Source organism: Psychrosphaera haliotis (genome assembly GCF_009728465.1).
Lineage (GTDB): Bacteria > Pseudomonadota > Gammaproteobacteria > Enterobacterales > Alteromonadaceae > Psychrosphaera > Psychrosphaera haliotis.
In genome coordinates this window covers 872,360-893,083 of record NZ_WOCD01000003.1, presented here as the reverse complement: position 1 = coordinate 893,083, position 20,724 = coordinate 872,360, and the positions used below count along the sequence as shown (strand labels likewise).

Here is a 20,724-nt window from a genome sequence, read left to right as displayed (position 1 = left end):
TGTTTGTGTCTATATTGAGTGCATGCGGTAAAGAAACTAAAGAGTCTAATTTTGTTGATGATAAGTTAAATCAACCAGAGGCCATAACGCCTACTCCGGTTTTGACTGATTTATCCCATAGTGTTGGTGAGTCTAAACACTCACTTAATCTAACAACATCAACATTCACCCAAAAAACTTCAGCGTTAATTGAAACGGCATCAATAGAATGGCCTGGTGATATTAATAACGTAACGGGCAACCTACTTTTTACTCTAAACGCAAATAGTGATGAAGAAATCTTAGAAGTATCTATAAGTTTAGCCGGCAGCAATGTTAGCTACTCTATATGTGAAGAGAACTGTGGAACAGAGTTTAGTGCCTCAGTAATAGGTTTAAACCCTATATTGGCAGGCAAAGATGAAGGCACATTAGAGTTACAAGTTTGGGTAGCTACTGAGTCATCTGGTAACTCACTTGCAGGAAGAAGTTTCGTGCAGTGGCAACCACACAGAATAGACTCTTTATCGGTTGAAAGACTCGATAATCAAATGATAGTTACTTGGCAAAAAAATGAAGCACTTGAACGTTATAATATTTACACTGCTAGTGATATCAATCTTACCCCGCAAAATGTAACGTCTTTGCCCAATGGACAGCAACTACTGTCTAAAATTAATACATCGGTAAATATAAATAATATTTTAGATGAAGAAACTTACTTTGTACTTGTAACTGGTGTAGATGGCAGTGGTGAAAGTGGCTTATCAACGATGCTCCGCGTGGATCCACTTGGAGTGATTACCCCAATCAATCCGCCTCAAGCCGAAGACGATATTTATTCTATTGATGAAGATTCAGTGCTTGTTGGAAATGTACTAAATAATGATAGTGCCTCTTCTTTGTTGACCGTAGATACTAACCTATTATCGGAAACGTCAAACGGATCCATATCTATTAATGAGTTAGGTGATTTTAAGTATTCTCCAGCCGTTAACTTTTTTGGTTTCCGATGTATTTTCTTATAAAGTTATAGATGAAAATGGCCTGACAGATAGCGCGATAGTCTCTATTAACATTGAGAATGTTAATGATGCACCTGTTGCGTTGGATAACGAGTACAGATTAGATCAAAACAATAATATTTCTGTTGAAGCTGCTGGCGTGTTGTCGAATGACTTTGATGTTGATGACAATTCTCTTACAGCCATTGTGGTAGAAGAACCAACGTTTGGCACACTGCAATTGGACTCAACCGGCGGATTTAATTATCAAGCTGGAAGTAACTTTAATGGTCAAGACCAATTTACTTATAAAGTTGTAGATACAGGCGGTTTAGAGTCTACTGCGGTAGTGACATTATTGTCATTAACGGCAAATGCAGCGCCCAATGCCGTTAATGACAACTATTCTGTAAATGAAGACGGTATTTTAGATATTGTCAGTGTGGTGGATGGCCTTTTAGGAAATGATTCAGATCCTGAGGGCAGTACTTTAAGTATTTCCAGTCAATTGATTAGTGAGCCGTCGCACGGTCAACTTATTGTTTCAGTTGATGGCACGTTTCGATATATTCCAATTGCTAACTTCTATGGTTCAGATAACTTTATATATGAAGTTTCAGATCAACAAGGCATGACAAGTTCAGCATCCGTAACAATTACCGTAATACCAGTCCCCGACGCCCCAACAGCGATAGATGATGAGTACACCGTCAAATCTGAGCAAGTGTTTACTGCAACTGTGCAGAATGGTTTGGGTTCAAATGATATTAATTTAGATGGTGGGCCTTTAACTTTTTCGTTACACAATGGATCTTCACCAATAAACGGCGAAATTAATTTATCGGATGATGGAAGTTTTAATTACACGCCTGCAGGAACATTTATTGGAGTGGACAGTTTCTCTTATCAAGTTCAAAATAGTTCGGGATTAACCTCAACCGCAACGGTTAGCATTTCTGTCATTGCTGCATTTGGCATTGAGCCTCAACTGATTGAGCTAATGGAAGATACACCATTAACATCTAATGTTTTTTCTGATATTGGTGAGCTTGATATACCCAATGACGTTACTTTGTCCATTGATACTTCCTCAGTGAGATCAGCGCAACTTGGAGTATTTAATATTGATTCTGTTGGTAATTATAGCTACGTTCCAAACTTAAATGTAAATGGGATCGATACTGTTACATTCATTGTTCTTGGTAGCAATGGGCTAAAACAAACAATTACAGTTGAATTCAAAATAAACTCAGTAAACGACGCCCCTGTTGTTGCAGAAACAATAAACCTAAATATCGTTGAAGATAATGCTGCTATGAATTTTGACCTGTTGGATCATGTGTCGGAAATAGAAGGCGATACACTCAGTTTTGTAACGCAAGCAAGTGGAGTTTCAAGCGGAGGGGTCTTTTCAATAACAGAATTAGGAGTTGTAAACTACTCGCCCAATTTGAACTTTTATGGATTGGATTCAATACAATTTGAAGTAGAAGATCAGTATGGAGCAAAAAGTTCCGGTACTTTAACGATTTCGGTAAGCCCTGTAAATGATGCCCCTGTAGCACCAAGTTACGTTATAAATGCAACAGAAGATTTGTCGTTAACTAATATCGGTAACTTACTCGGTTTAGCGAGTGATGTTGACGGTGATGACTTGGCTATCAATACAACGCCAATCGTGAATGTAAGTAATGGCGTTTTAGCTCTTAATGCTGATGGAACATTTGATTATACCCCGGCTTTAAACTTTTTTGGTGATGACACTTTTGAGTATGAAATCTCAGATGGAAACGGAAGCAGTGATAGAGGGGTAATAACTCTAGCAGTGGCGGCAGTTAATGACGCTCCTATACTTTCCGCTCAGTCATTTTCGGGTATTTTAGAAAATGTTTCTTCCGGTCATGTAGTTGGAACTGTTATAGCCTCTGACATAGAAGACGACAGCATTTTCTTTGAAATTAGTGGCGGAGATTCCGGTTTATTTATTATTGATTCAAATACAGGTCAACTAACTGTAAATGGTAATTCGGTATTAAATTTCGAGGCTTTCCAGTCACATATAATCGAAGTGAAAGCGACTGATAATGGTTCCCCTAATGCATTTTCAACTGCAAATATATCTATAGGTATTGAGAACGTTATAGAGCCCAAAGCGCCGGTCGAAGCGAGTAACTTTGGTAGAACGTTGACAGGCTATATCGACCTTTATGGTAGTAAACAGTCTGCTACATTGACTGACATAACAGAAGTTAATGGCAACATTTATGCGTCTGGACATATAGATAATGTAGATTCCGATGTGTATTTAATTTCTTATGATGTTGATGGAAATATTAACTCTTCTTTTGGTGACAATGGTGAGCTGACTTTGAACTTAGGTGGTGAAGAGCAAGCTAAGGCTATAACGGAAGGCAATGGAAACCTCTATGTGCTTATAGATAAATCACTCAATGGCAGTAGAGAACTATGTGTGATGCTTTTTGATTTAAACGGCATGTTAGATGATGATAGTGGCGATAATGACTCTGGAATTCGTTGTACTACCGAAGAAAGTGAATTATATGGCTCTGACATCACCTTTGTAGACAATAAAGTTTACGCTGTGGGATATCGAGATGACGGCACGCAATTAGATAGTTTAGTAATAAAACTGGATGATGATGATCTTGATTTCGAAGAAAACAGTCCAGTCTTTAAAGATGTGAGTACAAGTAGTCGTGATGACAAGGCGAATGCCATTAGAAGCTTCCACAATAATAAGTTGATGGTGGTCGGGGCAACAAAAGGATTAAACGGTGATCTCGATGGTTATGTTAGGTATCTAAATTCAGACATTGAAAACGAAGGTGCATTCAACGGTGGTACTGATTTGATATTAGACGTACCTGGTAGCCTTGGCGATGACGAATTACTTACTTTAGGCGGTATTGCAGGATCTAACTTTACGGCATATATAGGCGGCTCTACTGAGCAAATTGCGGGTAGCAAAGACGCCTTTGTTGTTGGTATTGACAAAACGGGAACGATTGACACTAATGTTGATAACGATGGCTTTATTATCTTTAACACGGGCAATGATAACGGCAGTTCGTCATCGGAAATTAATACAATTGTTCAAGCTTTTAACTCTACAGACTTAATGGCTGTTGGCACAGTATATGAAAACGAAGGTGATAGTATTTTCGTTTTTAAAATGGATAGTGCTGATGGTGATATTGAAAGTAGCTTTGGTAATGGCGGTATTTTAAATGTAGTCAAGGACGATAATGTCAATGCATCTTCAATAGTCGTGGATGAGTATTTGAGGTCATGGGTTGTTGGAAGTAGTGAGTCGGGAGCGCGTAAGCCTCTAATGTTAGCAATAGAGCCTGAAGGCTCTTTCTTTAATTGTTTTCCGGATGATGAGTCTGGTTGTGGTCAAGACGGTGAATTGGTTAAAGATATAAGTGGGCGTGAAAAAGACGACTCTGCCATCTCTTTAATAAAATATGGTTCAGGTAGTCAAGCAACAAAATATCTAAGTCTTTCTCAGGTTAATTTAGCGAGTGATAACATTTTAGTATTACATCGTTATTTAAGTTCGGGCTCGCTAGATCAAACTTTCGGAGATAACGGTGCAAAACAAATTTATATTGGGCCGCAGGTCGTTGGGTATGGTTTGAAAGAGAAAACAGATGGTTCAGTATTTGTGTTTGGCCAAGTAGAAAATAGTGAAAGTATAAAGCATGGCTTTATAACAAAGTTAACGGCAAGCGGTGAAATTGACCAGAGCTTTGGCATTGATGGTACGTTTTTAACTGATGCTATAGCCAACGCAACAGAGGTTGTTATTAAAGACATTGATATCGACGGTGCAGGAAAAGTTGTTGCCATTGGTAGCCTAAAAGAAAGTGGCTCTATAAAACCGGTTGTCATGAGAATATCCCCAACAGGCGTTTTAGACTCTGACAGCGATAGTTATGACGGTCCGGGCGAATCTTTTCAGAGTGAAGGTTATGAAATTGGTAACTCGGGAGATGTATATTCTGCAGTTGTTATAGAGAGCAGCAGAAACACATACATAGCAGGCACGACTGGTGTCGTTAGTGCTAATTTCCGTATTATTAAATATGGCTTAAATGGCACAGAAGACAGTTCTTTTTCAGGTAATGGTGAGAATGTAATAGTTAAGCCATTGAGCAATGAGGAAGTAAATGGCTTGTTAATAGGCCCTGAAGGACATCTATTTGTTTTTGGCAGCTCAACCAAAATAATGACGAAGAGTTTGGTCGTGAAGTTTAATACAGATGGCACAAAATTTGGTAGCTTTGGAAATGGCGGGTTAGCTGAAGTTAGCAATGTATTTGGCAGTGGCGTTAACTCTGCTACTTTAGATGTATCAATAGATAGCGACGGACGCATACTCCTTGTTGGCTATGGTGAAAACAATTCCGTTAAAAAAGGTGCAATAGCTCGATTATTGAGCGATGGAAATTTAGATACCGACTTTGGCATTGAAGGTAATGGAAAATTCTTAGCTTCAGACTGCCAAGGTGAGCAATCATTTACAGCGCTCATTCAAAATACAAACGATCAAATAGTCGTTTTTAGCCAGTGTGATAACGGTGTAAGCCAAGATATATCATTGTCTCAATTTAACTTTTATGAAGAAGGAGTTGAACCGTAGTATGAAAGTTAAATTTTATGGCGTAAGAGGCTCTGTACCTAGTCCCTGCGCAAGCAAAGTCGGATTTGGAGGTAACACTTCATGTGTAGAAATTACTGGATTTGATGGAACTAAAATTATATTAGATTCAGGGACTGGTATTATAAAGCTTGGAGAGGAGTTGATTGAAGAAAGTACCGACGATATAAATATTTTATTAACTCATAATCACTGGGACCATATTCAAGGTTTTCCATTTTTTAAACCTATTTATCAAAGCGGAAGGAAAATTAATATTTTCCCAGGGCAAGTTGATTCCAGTGATAAAGATGCTATTTTGACGCAAATGTCAGGTTCTAATTTCCCTGTAAAGCATGATCAATTACCCGCCAGTATTTCTTTATATAAAGAAGCAACAGCATCGAAACGCTTTGCGATTGGCAATTTTGAAGTTCAGACTCAAGCATTAAACCACCCGGACGGAGGCACGGCCTACCTGATATCGCAGGCTGGAAAAAAGGTAGCTTATGTTACGGACAATGAATTATTTCCTCCAGGCAAGATAAATACGTCAATCAAAGAGTGGGAAACATTTATTGATGGCGCCGATTTACTTATTCATGACGGACAGTTTGTGGATACCGAACTACCCGAGAAACTTGGCTGGGGCCATTCAACCACAACTCAGGTACTCAAATTAGCAAAAAGTGCAAATGTAAAAGCGGTAGCTTTAATTAGCCACGATCCATTTAGAACAGATGCGCAGCTTGAGCAAATCGAAAAAGAATTGAAAGAAGACAGCCGTGGCTTTTTACAAGTTTGCTGCGCAAAAGAAGGCCAGTCAATTGATTTGAGTGCGATTGAGTTTTGAAAATCGCCTTTAAAAAAATAGGTTCAAGACACTTTTGGACTGGAGTATTAATAACTGTTTTTTTTGTATTTCTAGAAACAACAAGAATAGACTATATCTACCAAGTGAATCAAAGGGTAGAAGGGATCCTATATGATTTCCGGCTTAACCTTACCAGTAGCTTAGATGTTCGAGAATCAAATGAAAATATTGTCATTGTCGACATTGATGAAAAGAGCATGCGCGAACAAGGTCGATACCCTTGGAGCCGCTCTAAAATATCAGAGCTAATAACTGAGCTAAGCCAGCAGGGCGCTGCGGTTATCGCGTTTGATATTTTCTTTTCCGAACCGGAAGTTAATCCCGTTGATAAAATAGCGATACATTCCAACATCACTGACCCCAGCGTAATTGCAGCTTTAAAAAAAGTTAAAGATGAAGTAGATGCTGATTTAGAGTTCAGAAGCGCTTTGTTGGGTAGCGAGTCTGTATTGGGCTTTCTGTTAACAGAAGACAGCGAATTCACATCAGGCGGACGGTTAAAAACAAGTGTTGAATGGGATTCAAATTTACACCACCAATCCTTGGTAACGAGTTATATCGGAGTGATTAGCAATATAGATGAATTACAGGAGGCGTCTTTAGGATTAGGTTTTATAAATTCTAGAGCGGACTCAGACGGTTTCATAAGGCGAGCTGCACTTGTTTTAGAACATAAAGGTAATTTGTACCCATCTATTGCACTCGAGGCGGCAAGGCTTTACACACTTTCAGATAAAATAAAAACTAACCATAAAATTGATACCAATACGGGCTACAGTTTTTTTGATTCTGTTGAAGTGGCTCAACAACGTGTGAATACAGATGAGTATGGTCAAATGCTAATTCCTTTTAGAGGCCCAGCATTTTCTTTTCCTTATCTGTCGGCTACGGACGTGTTAAATAAGAGGCTTGATGGGGAGCAACTGGAGGGAGCAGTTGTTTTTATAGGTACATCTGCTGTTGGTTTAGCTGATTTAAGGTCCACTTCAGTAGGTCTCCAATATCCAGGAGTTGAAATTCATGCAAATGTATTTGAAGGCCTAATGAACCCTGACATTGTTCCTTCTGAACCTGATTGGACGGCCGCCTATTTAATTATTCAAATGTTGCTAATTGGTTTAGTGATGTCTAGCGTCATGATTGGGCGGAGTGCAATAACGATTCTAAGCTTAGGGGTTGGCACCGTAACCATCATTTTGGGAAGTAACTTATACCTGTGGTCAATATTAAAGCTGAATCTACCTTTGTTTCTTTCAGTATTATTAACTCTAACACTGACTTTTTACTATGTTTTTTTTGGCTACGTTAGTGAAAGTAGAACTAAAAAAAATATTCAAAGTATGTTTGGGCAATATGTACCGCCGCAGCACATCGAAAGACTGGTTACAAAGCCAAAAGGCTCTGAGGTCAAGAGTGAAACGGAGGGAGATGAGTGTACTATTTGCTGACATACGAGGCTTTACAACCTTATCAGAGTCGTTATCTCCGTTAGAGCTAAGTGAGTTTCTAAATGAATATTTATCTGCTGTTACAGAAGTCATATTTAGTCACGACGGTACGATAGATAAATATGTGGGCGATATGGTGATGGCTTTTTGGAATGCTCCCATTGATGAGCCTGCGCATGCTGAAAAAGCCATAGATAGTGCTCTTGGTATGCAATCTATTTTATCGGTATTAAACCGCTCCTATGTAAACAAGGGTTGGCCGGAAGTTGCACTAGGGATAGGCATAAGTACGGGAGAGATGAACGTAGGTGATATGGGCTCTCAATATCGAAAAGCTTATACTGTACTTGGCGACACTGTAAATTTAGGTTCTAGAATTGAGTCGCTCACTAAGTTCTACAATGTAGGGGTATTAGTGTCAAAGGCAACTAAAAAGCAAGCAACCAAATATAAATATCGGCTAATTGATAAAGTAACGGTAGTTGGTAAAAGTGACGCAGTTGAGATTTATGAGCCCTTGAGCAGTGATTGTGCAATTGAGGGAATTGATGAATTACTTAGCAAACACCATGAAGCCTTTAAGCTATACTATTCTAAAGATTGGCCCAAAGCGTTATTGTTATTTAATCAACTGATTAGAAATAACATTTTAAGTACAAGGGTTTATGAAATTATGTTAGAACGTATAAATAGCGAAGACGTAAACTCGTTACCAGAAAATTGGTCTGGTGAATTCATTCATTTAAAAAAGTAGCAAAACTATGGCGCAGCACAAAATAACAAACTCTTATGCATTGCAACAATTAGTTGATATTAGTATCAAGCTATCAAGTGAAAGTGATTCGAGTAAATTACTGGATGAAATTTTACAGATCGTTATGTCTATCGCCAATTGTGATGCGGGATCAATTTATTCAATTACGCCAGAAAAGCACTTAAAATTTGAGACGGTAATAAACCGTACTTTAGATATTTATTTAGGTGGTGGATCAGCCAAGACATTGGAGTTCTCCGACATTCCACTATTTATCGATGGTTCCCCAAATAAAAACGCGATGGTGGCTCATTCCGCAAACTCAGGTGAAGTTATTAACATTCCTGATGTTTACGCAGCAATTCCCTTTGATGTCAGTGCCGCTCGTAAAATGGACGAAGCAACAGGCTACAGAACACAATCTATGCTTGTAATCCCGTTAAAGGATCATACGGGGGATATCATAGGCGTTATCCAATTAATAAATGCGTTAGAAGATGGACAGACGGTTGAATTCAGTAATGACGTAGAAACTCTCGTTCGATCATTTGCTTCACTCGGAGCTATATCACTAACGAATACGGCATTAGTGCAAGAAATGGAGCAGCTGTTTTCTGCATTTGCGAGAACTATTGCAAAAGCTATAGATGAGAAGTCTCCACATACGGGGGGACACTGCAGGCGTGTACCAGCACTAACTCTAATGCTGGCTGAGGAAATACATAAAGAACGTAGGGGCCCACTCGCGGACTTTACCATGACTGATGCTGATCGCCATGAAATTGATATTGCTGGTTGGTTACATGATTGCGGAAAAATTGCTACACCCGACCACATAATAGAAAAGTCGAAGAAATTGCAGACTATTTTTGACCGTATTGAGTTTGTAAATGCAAAATTTGAAATTGTGGCTAAAGATATCGAGATAGCCTATCAAAGTAAAATTATAAACGCGTTGCAAAAGGGCAATACAATTGAAGTTCAGCAACTTAAAACGTCTATGGATAGGGAGCTAAAACAACTTAAATTAGATCGATCTTTTATTCAAAAAGTTAACGTTGGCGGTGAATACCTAAGTGATCAAGATATTGAATCAATAGATCAGGTATCTAAAAGTTACCAACTGGCAATTGAGGGAGTTGTTACTTCAGTTTTAAACGTGAATGAAGTTGAAAATTTGAAAATTCGTCGAGGTACTCTTACCGACGCAGAAAAAGAAATTATGAAAAACCATATGGTTATCACGATGGATATATTGGAAACCTTACCATTTCCAAAACACCTTCAAAACGTCACTGAGTATGCTTTAGGGCATCACGAAACTATGGATGGCAAAGGTTACCCACGTGGCCTGACAAAAGAACAGATGTCAGTTCCAGCAAGACTAATGGCGTTGGCGGACATATTTGAGGCCCTATCTGCTGCTGATAGACCATACAAAAGTGCCAAGCCTGTTAGTGAATGCCTAAAAATAATGGGATCTCTAGTTGAAAATAATCACCTAGATAGTGATATTTTCGCTATATTCGTAGAGTCTAGAGTATATGAAAAGTACATCAGAGAGTTTGCATCAACTGATCAACTTGACCCTTTTGATATATATGAGCTTCCGGGGTATCAGCCTATTGAATAGTAAAATGTAAACTAGCTAGATACATCAAATAAAATAGTTCCAAAAACAAAAGAGCGTCTACACTTAAATGAACGTATACCCACTTTAGTTTAGTTAAAAAAGATCTGTCAAAAATAGATGGATGAGGCCTTCATGAAAAAGAATCAAAGTTATTTTCGATTTTATTTATCGCGTTATTTATTGAATCTATTGTACTTACTTTTGTGTATGACACATTACCAGAGGCCATTGTCATTGGTGGAGGAGCGTTAGCAATTGGCCTCTACATGGTAAGAACGGCTCCTGAAGCCGCACTAACAAGACACGTTGCCGCTCTTGTTTCTATGGTGTTTGCTTGCCTTCATATTCATCAATTAAATGGCTTAATTGAAGTTCACTTTGAGATATTTATATTATTAGCCTTTCTAATCGTTTACAGCGATTGGAAAGTATTCATTTCTGCCGTTGGCTTAATTGCTGTGCACCACGTTTCGTTTTATGTGATGCAAACAAATGGTGTAGGTGTTTATATTTTTGATGAAGACCGACTATATTTTTCTACCGTTATCATCCATGCTGTTTATGCAATGGCAGAAGCCATAATTGCGGGATACATTGCCAAACAACTTTTTGATGACAGTATTGTTGGCAAAGAGCTTACTGACCTAACAAAAAGGTTAGTAAACAATCCTAGCGAGATAGACTTATCAACTCGCTCATCTGTTCCGGACAATCAAGTTCTTGATGGTTTTAATGCCTTATTAGCTTTGTTAGAAACGACCATAGTAGATGTGAAGAAACAAACGAAAGAATTAATAGAGAATAATAGACAACTCGCTACTTCGAAAGACGGCTTGTCTTCATCAACGCAATATCGCAGTGATGAAATAAATATAATAGCTTCGTCAATTACTGAAATGGTGCAGACGGTGTCCCTGATCGCAAACAATGCGACACAACTAAGTTCACAAATGGGTAAAGCACTGGACTTAACTGAAGTTACAAAGGTTTGTATCACCGAAATTAATGACAACAATAAAACGTTAACGAATGCCCTCAATTTAACAAGCGAAGAAATAGCAGAGTTATCTAAATCTAGTGAAGCTATTTCCGCCGTTTTAGCGGAAATATCAGGTATTGCCGAGCAAACTAATTTATTAGCACTAAACGCCGCTATTGAGGCTGCCAGAGCTGGAGAGCAAGGACGAGGTTTTGCCGTCGTTGCAGATGAAGTTAGAGCTTTGGCCACAAGAACAAAAGAGAGCACAAGTAAAATCACAGAAACGATGGCGAAGTTATTAGAGTACTCAAATCGTTCTACAGACTCTATGGGTAAATGTTTAGAAGTAGTGAGTAATGTGAATGAGGTAGCTGCAGATGCTACGGCTAAAATAGAAGAAGCGACATTTTTGGTTGCAGAATCTAGCGATATTGCAATTGCGGTAGCAGAGTCTGTAGATGAACAATCGCAAACAATTAATACAATCTCTGAAAATACTGAAAATATGCGTACATCCAGTGTCGATGACTTAAGTCGAATTAATGAATTAGAATTGGAAGCCTCCAAAATTGCGAGGTCTATAACGTCTCTTGAGCAGCATGTCTCCAACTTCAAAGTCTAAGCTGTCTTTAATCAACATTAGCTTGGTGTTTGTTTGGTTAGTTGGCACTGTGTTCGCGGCTTACTATTTTGTATCTAAAAGAATGACGCATTTTGATTCAAACAATCAACTTGCCAATGTTGAAGTTGAGCAACTATTCAAACGATTGAATGATGAAGGTTTAATTTCTAGTGAGAACTCGAAAGCCGTTATTCACTTTACTGCAGATGGGTGCCACTGCAATAAAGTTCCAGAAAGCCATAAAGTAGAGATAGACAAGCTAGTTAGAAGTGAAGGTTTTGAAGTTTCAAACCGAAAACTCAGTGATCAATTTACGGATATTGTTCCTGCAGCACCCTCGGTAATTGTTGTTGATAACGGCCAACTCGTCTATTTAGGCCCATACTCTGCGGGTTATAGTTGCTCAAAAACCAATAGTTTTGTGGATATGGCGATTAACAACCACTTACAAGGTTTTACTTCAGATGTTGTGGTTTCTGATGTTACAGGCTGTTTTTGCCAAGTTTAGTACACCTATTATCTTTAATAGGTAAATTGCTGATTATGTTACGCAAATTATTTCCAATATCCCAACTAGCGACTATGCTTAAAGTGTAATTATCTTATCCACGATAAAACATTTGATGGTTCTCTATGCGTAAAAGTTGCTCCCTAACCCTTCGTTTTTTAAGCCTATCTATCTTTGCAATGGCTCATCAGAGCATGGCGTCTACTCAATTTGATTTTAGTGGTTTTGGGACTTTAGGTTTGGCTACAACAAACTCAAAACAGTTTGGATATCGCAATGATATGTCTCTCAATGATGGTGTTGAGTACCATAAAGCTGACTTTTCTCAAGTTAGTAATATAGGAGTACAGTTACATTATAAGCTTACAGATGACTTGGACGTTGTAGGCCAGTTTATCTATAGAAAACAAGATGAAAATGACTTGGATGGGGTAACTCAATTAGCGTTTGCCAAATATCGCGTAACCCCGAAGTTTGATATACGCTTAGGTCGTACAGCTATCGACGTATTTCATTTTAGTGACGTCAGAGATATTGGTATCGCGTATCCTTGGGTTGTATTGCCAAATGAGGTTTACGGGCTTGTACCGAATCGTCATCTTGAAGGTGCTGATGTTATTTATAGAAGCCGAATTAACAAAGTCGCATTCTCTTCAAAATTATTCTGGGGAGAAACTAAAAGTGATTTTTCGTCCTCTACCTTTGACCCAATAGACTTCTCTCCTTTAACTGGAATTAAATTAGAGCTTGCTCAACAGCAATGGATAGCAAGCGCTAGGTATACTAAAACTAAAGCACAAAATACCAGTGTTGGTTTAGGGCAATTTATCGCCGCGCTTCCATCATTCTCCCAGTCAATTCCTAGTATAGGAGCCATAGCTAAACAAATCGATTTTACAAACAAGGACATCAATTATAAGTCTATTTATGGTCAATATAATTGGGACCAATTTGAGTTGTCTGGGGAATGGGTTCATATTGATTCCGGCGCGTTGCCTTTAGACGAAATAGATAATGCCTTTGTGAATTTGAGCTATCAAAATAAAAAGCACACCTTTTATGTTTCTTATTCGTTGGTTAAGTCAGATGTTTATAAATTTTCAGAAACAGTAATAAAACCTGAACTGGTACAGCAGATCATTTTTGGGATTGAAGAGGCTATTAGTAGATTTCGACATAATCAAAACACAATTTCTCTTGGTTGGCGATGGGATATTACTGAAACCACAGCATTAAAAGTACAATGGCAAAATGTAAATGTAGATCAAAGAGGTGGTGGTTTATATAAAACTGACGGATTTTTAACTTCAACAACAAAGGAAACATTTAACAATCTGTTTGCCTCCGTGAGTTTTACGTTTCTGATGTATTTATTTAAACGTACACTCAAGCTTATAGTGTTTGGCATCTTTTTGTTTATATCTTCTGTTTACGCGGTAGACAGCGATAAGCTAGTTGTTGTTACTAACATAAAAACGCCTGTTGAATCTGTATCAAAAGAGGAGTTAATTGACCTTTTTATGGGGCGTTATGTTGCTTTTCCTAATGGTGCAAGCGCCAAACCGTTAGATGTAAATGATGGTTCGGGCATAAAAGAAGCGTTTTATCGTCAGTTGCTTGGTTTGTCTTTAGGCCGGGTAAACTCATATTGGTCTAGGCTGAGGTTTACGGGTAAATCACAGCCGCCAAAGCAAATCGAAGATTTCAAAGACGTTAAAGAAGCAATAAAAACCGATAATGAAGTTATTACTTATATTTATCAATCTCAGATGAGCGAGTCGATGAAGGTGGTATACCAGTTTGAATATTAAGTTTGGAATCGCAGCAAGACTTGCTAGTTTTATAATAATAGCTGGTTTAGTTATTGCTTTTGTTGCGTCAGAAATTTTTTATAAGCAGACATATAACGCGGAAGTTTCAAACGCTAAAACTGCGATTGGCGAACTAGTTAAAACTATTTCTCCAACTGCATCTATTGCCGCATTCGTATCTGATGAAGAGCTGCTTAAAGAAGCTATAAATGGGTTAGCACGAAGTAAAAATGTGAAGTCAATAGCTTATAAGGATGAAAAAATAAATTACAAAGTGAACGAAGCCGGTTTTGATGAAAACCTCGCGATAACTTTTGATGTTCAACACCCATTTATAACAACAGAAAAACTCGGTGAAATAAGTATAACTCCAGACTATAGAAAGATTGAGAGCGATGCGGAGCTAATAAGTTCTGTGAATAGTTTTGTTCTCTATTTACTAGCCATTTTAGTGACCATAGCGTCTATAGTCATTTGCTACTTCTTAGTAACGAGACCGCTTGTAAGAACAAGCAAAGTTCTATACGAGATGGAAATTGGTACAAAAGAGCGGGTAGATACCCCACTAAGTCATTCGGCGACGGAAATCGGCACCTTGGTCAGAGGAGCAAACCGGCTATTGGATAATGTGGAGAACCAATTCAGGCAAGAACGAAAACTCAGGGAAGAAATAGAGGCGCTTGAGCAGCGTTTTAGGATGATATTTGAAAGTGCTAAGTCGGCAATTGTATTGATAGACACATCAGGTAAATTGGTGCTTTATAATGATGCGTTTGTCACGCTTTTAGAGTCATTGGGGTTATACATCAATCAAGAAAACACTGAATATTCTGATTTGCTTATAGAGTTATTTGAGGAGCCGAAGCAACTGCTAGAGTTCGTTAGTGAGTCATTGCGCCGAGATGAAATAGCAATAGGTGAATATAAACTAAAGGGGCTTTTCACCTCAAAATCATTTTGGGTACAACTATTTGTTAGTGCAGTAACAACAGAGCAAAATGAAAAATATTATCAAGTGACATTAAGTGACATATCGAAACGGAAACAGGATTTAGAACAGCTAGAGAAACAAGCAGATTTTGACGCGTTAACTCAAGTTTTAAACCGAAATGGCGGCGAAAAGAAAATAGAATTGGAAATAGTTAGAAATCGCTCTTTTGCAATTGTATTAATTGACTTAAATGGCTTTAAACAAGTAAACGACACTTATGGTCATGACGCGGGTGATGCCGTTTTAATCGAAGTGGCAAGAAGGTTAAGCGAAAATATTCGTCACGATGATAGGGTTATTAGATGGGGTGGAGATGAGTTTGTGCTGTTATTACAGATTAATAAAGTCAGAAAAGAGATGGTTATAAAAGCAATGGACAAGGTGCGAGACGCTATTACTAAAAATATAGATGTCGGCTCTAATTATACTGGGGTTTCTATTGGTTTGAGTGCAGGTGTTGCATTTTATCCAGAGTCTGCAGATACGCTAGATAACTTAGTTAAAGAAGCTGACCAAGCTATGTATCGAGCAAAAGAACTAAAGTTAACTGCACCTGATAAATACTTGTTCTTTTCCGAAAACTAAAAAGCGAGGACTAGCCTCGCTTTTCATATTATAGCTTTAAGTATTAGATTATAAACCTAACACCTTCAACTGTTTTGCCACTACCTTTGCTGGAAGTGGGATATAACCGTCTTTTTCAACAATTTTTTGGCCAGCTTGTGAAAGAACCATTTTTACAAATTCAGCTTCCATCGGAGTGAAAGGTTTGTTTGGGTGCTTGTTTACATAAACGTAAAGGAAGCGAGAAAGAGGGTATTTACCCGCTACTGCATTTTCCATTGATGCTTCAACAAAGTTGTCGCCACGTTTAGCTAATGCTACCGCTCGTACACCAGAGGTCTTATAACCAATACCAGAATAACCAATACCATTTAGAGAAGCAGAAACAGACTGTACAACAGAAGCTGAACCAGGTTGTTCATTTACATTGTTCTTAAAGTCACCTTTACAAAGTGCTTTTTTCTTGAAGTAACCATATGTACCAGAAACTGAGTTTCGACCAAATAACTGAATGTCTTTTGCAGTCCATTCACCTGAAAGGCCTAAGTCGCCCCAACGGTCGATATCAGCATCGCCACCACATTTACGGTTTGATGAGAAAATAGCATCTACGTCAGAAATGCTAAGACCTTTAATAGGGTTGTCTTTGTGAACAAAAACAGCCAAAGCATCAATTGCAACTGGGATTGCTGTAGGCTTGTAACCGTGGCGCTTTTCAAACGACTCAACTTCTTTAGACTTCATTTTACGGCTCATAGGACCGAAGTTAGAAGTGCCTTCTGTTAAAGCTGGTGGCGCTGTTGAAGAGCCAGCTGCTTGAACTTGAATGTTAACGTTCGGGTAAAAACGTTTAAACTCTTCAGCCCAAAACGTCATCATGTTTGCTAAAGTATCAGAACCCACTGAAGACAGGTTGCCTGAGATGCCACTAGTCTTTTCATAAGTAGGAATTTCTTTGTCTACCGCTTGTGCGCCAGTGCTTAAAAGAGTTGCTAGTGTGAAACCTAATGCGCTTACTAGTGCTTTTAATTTCATTTGTTGCTCCATTATTATTTGAGTCAATATGAGTTCAGATTGGTTGGGTTATCTGATTCAATTCTTTATTAAACTGAGGCTATCTTAGTAAACGAATGTGACAAGTATATGACATGAGAAATTAATTTTAATTAAATGTTACATACAAAAAAACTGCATCAAGTGCAGCTTTCTTTTCATTCAAAAACTTCTGTTTTTATTAGAATTTTTGTTCTAAACCAACAGCAAAGTAAGACTCATCTTCAGCCATATCAAAGTTGTATGTAGTATAAAAAGCAAAGATTTTTGAGCTCTTAGCTAGCTTTCTATCAACACCAAATGTAAAGCCACTGTCATCTTCAAGAGTTTGGTATTGGCCTTTAAAATTGTACTTACCAACTTTATATTGAGCATTAACTAAGTAACCGTCTTTATCTTCACCTGTCTCTACATTTTCTTGCGAGTGGAACATAGCGCCAATAACAACTTCATCTAATTTTGTTGCAAACGTAACACGAGTTGCATCATAACCTTTTACTTCGTTATCGATTGCTACCGCTGCATAAAATTTACCTTTTTTCAGCGTTGAATCACCGTATGCAACAGAAAGCGAAGTAGCAGAGTCGTCATTTTCTTCATCAAGTATATAGCTTACGCCAACTTGGAAGTTATTGATTTTAGGTGTTTTGTAAGTTATTGAATCACTCATGCGGTTTTCACCTTTCCATAAGTGCTTAACATCGCCCTCTAAATCAGAGAACAAGTCGAATTTTCCTTGCGACTGTTTTAATACTGTATCGTTACGGCCAACTAGTACTTCACCAAACGAACCGCGAATACCAATGTATTGATTACGTGAAGTTAAGTTTAGTTCTTTTGATTCGTCTGAAACGTCTACTTGCATCTCATACTTATAAATCATCTCTAGGCCGCCATCTAGCTTTTGAGAACCTTTAACACCTAAGCGAGACGCGTTACTTTTTATTTCAGTAGTAGTATCCACGCCGTCATCTGAAGACTGAACGGTTAAGTTTGCCTTACCGTAAACTACAGGATCTGCTAATACAGCTGCCGGAGTTGAAGCCAAAATTGATGCAGCAACTAAAGTTTTAAAAGTTTTCATAGATTTTTGCCCGTCAAGGAAGTTTGAAATTAAATATAAGTTGGGATGCCAACTTCAATGCCGCAATTAAACTACAGAAATGTTACAGAAATATTTCAATAGGCATTTTAAGTGACATTTTTATTAAATAAAGCTGCTAAATATTTCATTAATATGACAATCAACAGCTTTATTCTTTGATTATTTTAGCAGTTATTTTTAATTTCGCGTTGTAGGGAAAGATAATTCACATGCGGGTGCACAATCTTCTACCTCAATAGTTTCAGGCGTTATGGTCACGATTGCATGTTGCTGCCCTAAGTTGTTCGCTGTTACGTGATGAGGCAGCATAATGTCTGAGTCTTGAAAATGAATAAATTTGTGGTCATGGGTATGGAACGTATAATCTATACCTGCCTCTTTAAGTGTGGCACTGAGGGTTGGCTGATTTTCCCACGGTTTTATGTGAGACATGGCGATGGTGTGATTGCGTTTCTCGTCTTCATTAACCGCAGCTTCAGCTTCAATCCAGCTTACGTCCGGAACGTTTTCGAATTCATATTGGTTATTATTAAAAGCAATAAATTTAGTCTCTAAAAAGGTAAAGCTGTAATCAAATGGGCCAAAAGTATTCCGCCAAATTTCCTGTCCAAAAGACAAACCGTCATGATTACCCACCACACTTAATATTGGTTTTGTCGTTTTTTCTAAAGCTTTGCAGGCCCACTCAAACTCTTGGGCTATACCTGTTTCTGCAATATCACCAAGTAATACGATGAACTTTATTGAGTCATTTTTGTTTAAACGCTCAATGGTGTTTTCTAAGTCTTTTGGAAACTGTTGGGGATCTCCAACGATAGCAAACTGGAAATCCGCTGCAGGATCGATAGTTGACTCTACTTCTTTAAGCCACTTTAGGTTTTCAGAAATCGTCATGCCAGGACAATGGGCATCGGTTTCCCATGGAGATAACTCATAATCACAAGCACTGAGTAAAAGCGTAGAAATTACAAGCGTGGAAATTTGCTTTATTAGTTTCATTAAAATGCTTTCCTTATTCCAACACCCCAGCTAGATATGCCAGCCAGTCCTAGAAGTTCATAATTGTCTCTATAAAAAGAATAGTTTCTGGCGTAATTTATCAAACCAACATCGAGTACAGACCATTTAATAAAGACGTCAGTGTCGCTGGAAATTTCTGCCGCCAGCTCATATTCAAATAAAATTCTTAATGCAGTTGGTGCATAGTAACCACTTGGTATTCCATCAGGTAAAGAAAAGAACAAGGCCTCGTGATCAGCATAAATTGTGGAAACACCGAAATTGATAGGCTTTAAATTAATTTCGTTATCCCAAGCGCTAAAAGAATACTCAGTTGTGCCTCGGTACATATAATTCAAACTGTAGATATTAAACGCATCTCTATCTGACTCTGAGGGTACATAACCTAGTCCAAGAGATACAAAGTGCTTGCTAGCCAATTCATAACCAATAGCAGCATGTACAGAGCCTTTTAGTGCGCCGGTTTGTATTTCCCATTCGAAAGGAGACTCGTTTGCGTGTGCAAGCGGAGCAAGCAATATAAGCAGTAGTAAAATTCGTTGCATAAAAACGTGTTCAATTCCAATCCAAAAACCAACTGGTCAGTATGTTATCGCAAAGTTAGCGCAAGTTTTACCGTTAATTTAGTTAGGAGGTCGATTAAATCTGTATATACTTTGAATGTGACAAAGGTAAACTATAATTCAAAGTGGTGAGCCTGATAATTTAGTTCACTTTTACTTAAATGTATTTAAAATAAGAAAAAATTGTAGAGATAGGGTTTCGAATGTCGAGAGAACAGTGGGGCATATGCAGTGAAGCAAATTTGCATGGTTTGCACTTGTTTTTTAATACCCATGAAGGCTATGAACCTGCAATTAGAGAAGCATTAAGTCAGTTACCCGCATTATTTGATGAAATTAATGAACAATTTTCCGAAGCTATGTTCAGTGGTGTCGTTGCTATAGGTGCTAATTTTTGGTCCGAACTCTATCCAAGTAATAAACCTACCGATTTAAAACCTTTTCCGTCAATGCATCATGAAGATAGGCACATGCCTGCCGTGCCGGTTGATCTTTTTTTCCAACTGCGATCAGACCGACATGATGTTAACTATATAGCGAGTCGACGTGTCATGAACCTATTTGGTGAAATGATAGAGCTTATTGAACAAGTGCCTTGTTTTAGGTATTTGGATGGTCGTGATCTCACTGGTTTTGTCAAAGGGACGGCCAATGCAAAAGGACGTCAACGTCGGAATGTCGCCCTAATTAATACCCCTGGGCCGTTTAATAATGGCAGTTATGTCCATGTTCAGCGTTTTCGTCACAATATCAATCGCTGGCAAGGGATACCGACGGAAGAGCAGGAATTAATTATAGGTCGTTGTAAAAGTGACAATGCAAGAGTAAGCCAAGAAGAGTTACCAGAAACAGCTCATACATATAGAGCCCGTTGCTTTGATACCGATGGAAATCCAATACAAATTCTAAGGCAGAGCATGCCTTACGGAAACCTTTCTACTCAAGGTCTACTATTTATTTCATATTGTGCAATCCAAGATAGCTTTGAGCGAATTTTGGCCAATATGGTTTTTGGTAGCGATGAGGGAAATTATGATCACTTACTTAATTACACTACAGCCGAAACTGGCGCCGCCTTTTTTGCTCCGTCTATTGATTACTTAATCAATCAGGGTAATCTTGGTTAACATATAAAAACTTTTATCGTCGAAAA

At 38.2% G+C, this 20,724-nt stretch carries 15 protein-coding genes; 11 read left to right on the top strand and 4 right to left on the bottom strand.

The window, feature by feature from the left end:
• The first annotated feature begins 5 nt into the window (after positions 1-5).
• The 10 genes from GNP35_RS08865 (at position 6) to GNP35_RS08825 (ending at position 15,851) form a co-directional block, all read left to right on the top strand.
• On the top strand, positions 6-1,007 hold the full coding sequence (locus GNP35_RS08865; protein ID WP_155695760.1) for an Ig-like domain-containing protein: 1,002 nt from the start codon (positions 6-8) through the stop codon (positions 1,005-1,007).
• Positions 982-5,649 (top strand): tandem-95 repeat protein, encoded by a 4,668-nt coding sequence (locus tag GNP35_RS08860; protein WP_155695759.1) that lies wholly within the window; start codon positions 982-984, stop codon positions 5,647-5,649. The genes GNP35_RS08865 and GNP35_RS08860 overlap by 26 nt, the downstream gene beginning before the upstream one ends.
• A gap of 1 nt (position 5,650) precedes the next feature.
• Positions 5,651-6,499, top strand: coding sequence for an MBL fold metallo-hydrolase (locus GNP35_RS08855; RefSeq protein WP_155695758.1), 849 nt, complete (start codon positions 5,651-5,653; stop codon positions 6,497-6,499).
• Positions 6,496-7,968, top strand: coding sequence for a CHASE2 domain-containing protein (locus tag GNP35_RS15675; RefSeq protein ID WP_230961348.1), 1,473 nt, complete (start codon positions 6,496-6,498; stop codon positions 7,966-7,968). Before GNP35_RS08855 ends, GNP35_RS15675 begins: the two co-directional genes overlap by 4 nt.
• Positions 7,949-8,722 carry an adenylate/guanylate cyclase domain-containing protein gene (locus tag GNP35_RS15670; RefSeq protein WP_230961347.1) on the top strand — a complete coding sequence of 258 codons (774 nt, stop codon included), beginning with the start codon at positions 7,949-7,951 and terminating at the stop codon, positions 8,720-8,722. Before GNP35_RS15675 ends, GNP35_RS15670 begins: the two co-directional genes overlap by 20 nt.
• Positions 8,723-8,729: 7 nt before the next feature.
• Entirely contained in the window at positions 8,730-10,355 is a 1,626-nt protein-coding gene (locus tag GNP35_RS08845; RefSeq protein WP_155695757.1) for a GAF and HD-GYP domain-containing protein, read from the top strand.
• Between the two features lie 203 nt (positions 10,356-10,558).
• A complete protein-coding gene (locus GNP35_RS16300) occupies positions 10,559-11,956 on the top strand; it encodes a methyl-accepting chemotaxis protein (RefSeq protein WP_155695756.1) in 1,398 nt (465 codons plus the stop codon).
• A complete protein-coding gene (locus tag GNP35_RS08835; protein WP_155695755.1) occupies positions 11,934-12,464 on the top strand; it encodes a DUF6436 domain-containing protein in 531 nt (176 codons plus the stop codon). The genes GNP35_RS16300 and GNP35_RS08835 overlap by 23 nt, the downstream gene beginning before the upstream one ends.
• A gap of 194 nt (positions 12,465-12,658) precedes the next feature.
• Positions 12,659-14,275 carry a hypothetical protein gene (locus GNP35_RS08830; protein WP_155695754.1) on the top strand — a complete coding sequence of 539 codons (1,617 nt, stop codon included), beginning with the start codon at positions 12,659-12,661 and terminating at the stop codon, positions 14,273-14,275.
• Positions 14,265-15,851: a sensor domain-containing diguanylate cyclase gene (locus tag GNP35_RS08825; RefSeq protein ID WP_155695753.1), complete on the top strand. Its 1,587-nt coding sequence runs from the start codon at positions 14,265-14,267 to the stop codon at positions 15,849-15,851. The genes GNP35_RS08830 and GNP35_RS08825 overlap by 11 nt, the downstream gene beginning before the upstream one ends.
• 48 nt (positions 15,852-15,899) lie before the next feature.
• On the opposite strand, the gene GNP35_RS08820 is transcribed toward GNP35_RS08825, so the two are convergent.
• The 4 genes from GNP35_RS08820 to GNP35_RS08805 all read right to left on the bottom strand — a co-directional run bounded on the left by GNP35_RS08820 (position 15,900) and on the right by GNP35_RS08805 (position 19,553).
• A complete protein-coding gene (locus GNP35_RS08820) occupies positions 15,900-16,865 on the bottom strand; it encodes a PstS family phosphate ABC transporter substrate-binding protein (RefSeq protein ID WP_155695752.1) in 966 nt (321 codons plus the stop codon).
• 199 nt (positions 16,866-17,064) lie between these two features.
• Positions 17,065-17,967: a porin gene (locus GNP35_RS08815; RefSeq protein WP_155695751.1), complete on the bottom strand. Its 903-nt coding sequence runs from the start codon at positions 17,965-17,967 to the stop codon at positions 17,065-17,067.
• Positions 17,968-18,165: 198 nt separating this feature from the next.
• Entirely contained in the window at positions 18,166-18,987 is an 822-nt protein-coding gene (locus GNP35_RS08810) for a metallophosphoesterase family protein (protein WP_155695750.1), read from the bottom strand.
• A complete protein-coding gene (locus GNP35_RS08805) occupies positions 18,987-19,553 on the bottom strand; it encodes a hypothetical protein (protein WP_155695749.1) in 567 nt (188 codons plus the stop codon). Before GNP35_RS08805 ends, GNP35_RS08810 begins: the two co-directional genes overlap by 1 nt.
• A gap of 221 nt (positions 19,554-19,774) precedes the next feature.
• Between GNP35_RS08805 and GNP35_RS08800 the strand changes: the two genes are divergently transcribed.
• On the top strand, positions 19,775-20,698 hold the full coding sequence (locus GNP35_RS08800) for a Dyp-type peroxidase (RefSeq protein WP_155695748.1): 924 nt from the start codon (positions 19,775-19,777) through the stop codon (positions 20,696-20,698).
• Positions 20,699-20,724 lie beyond the last annotated feature (26 nt).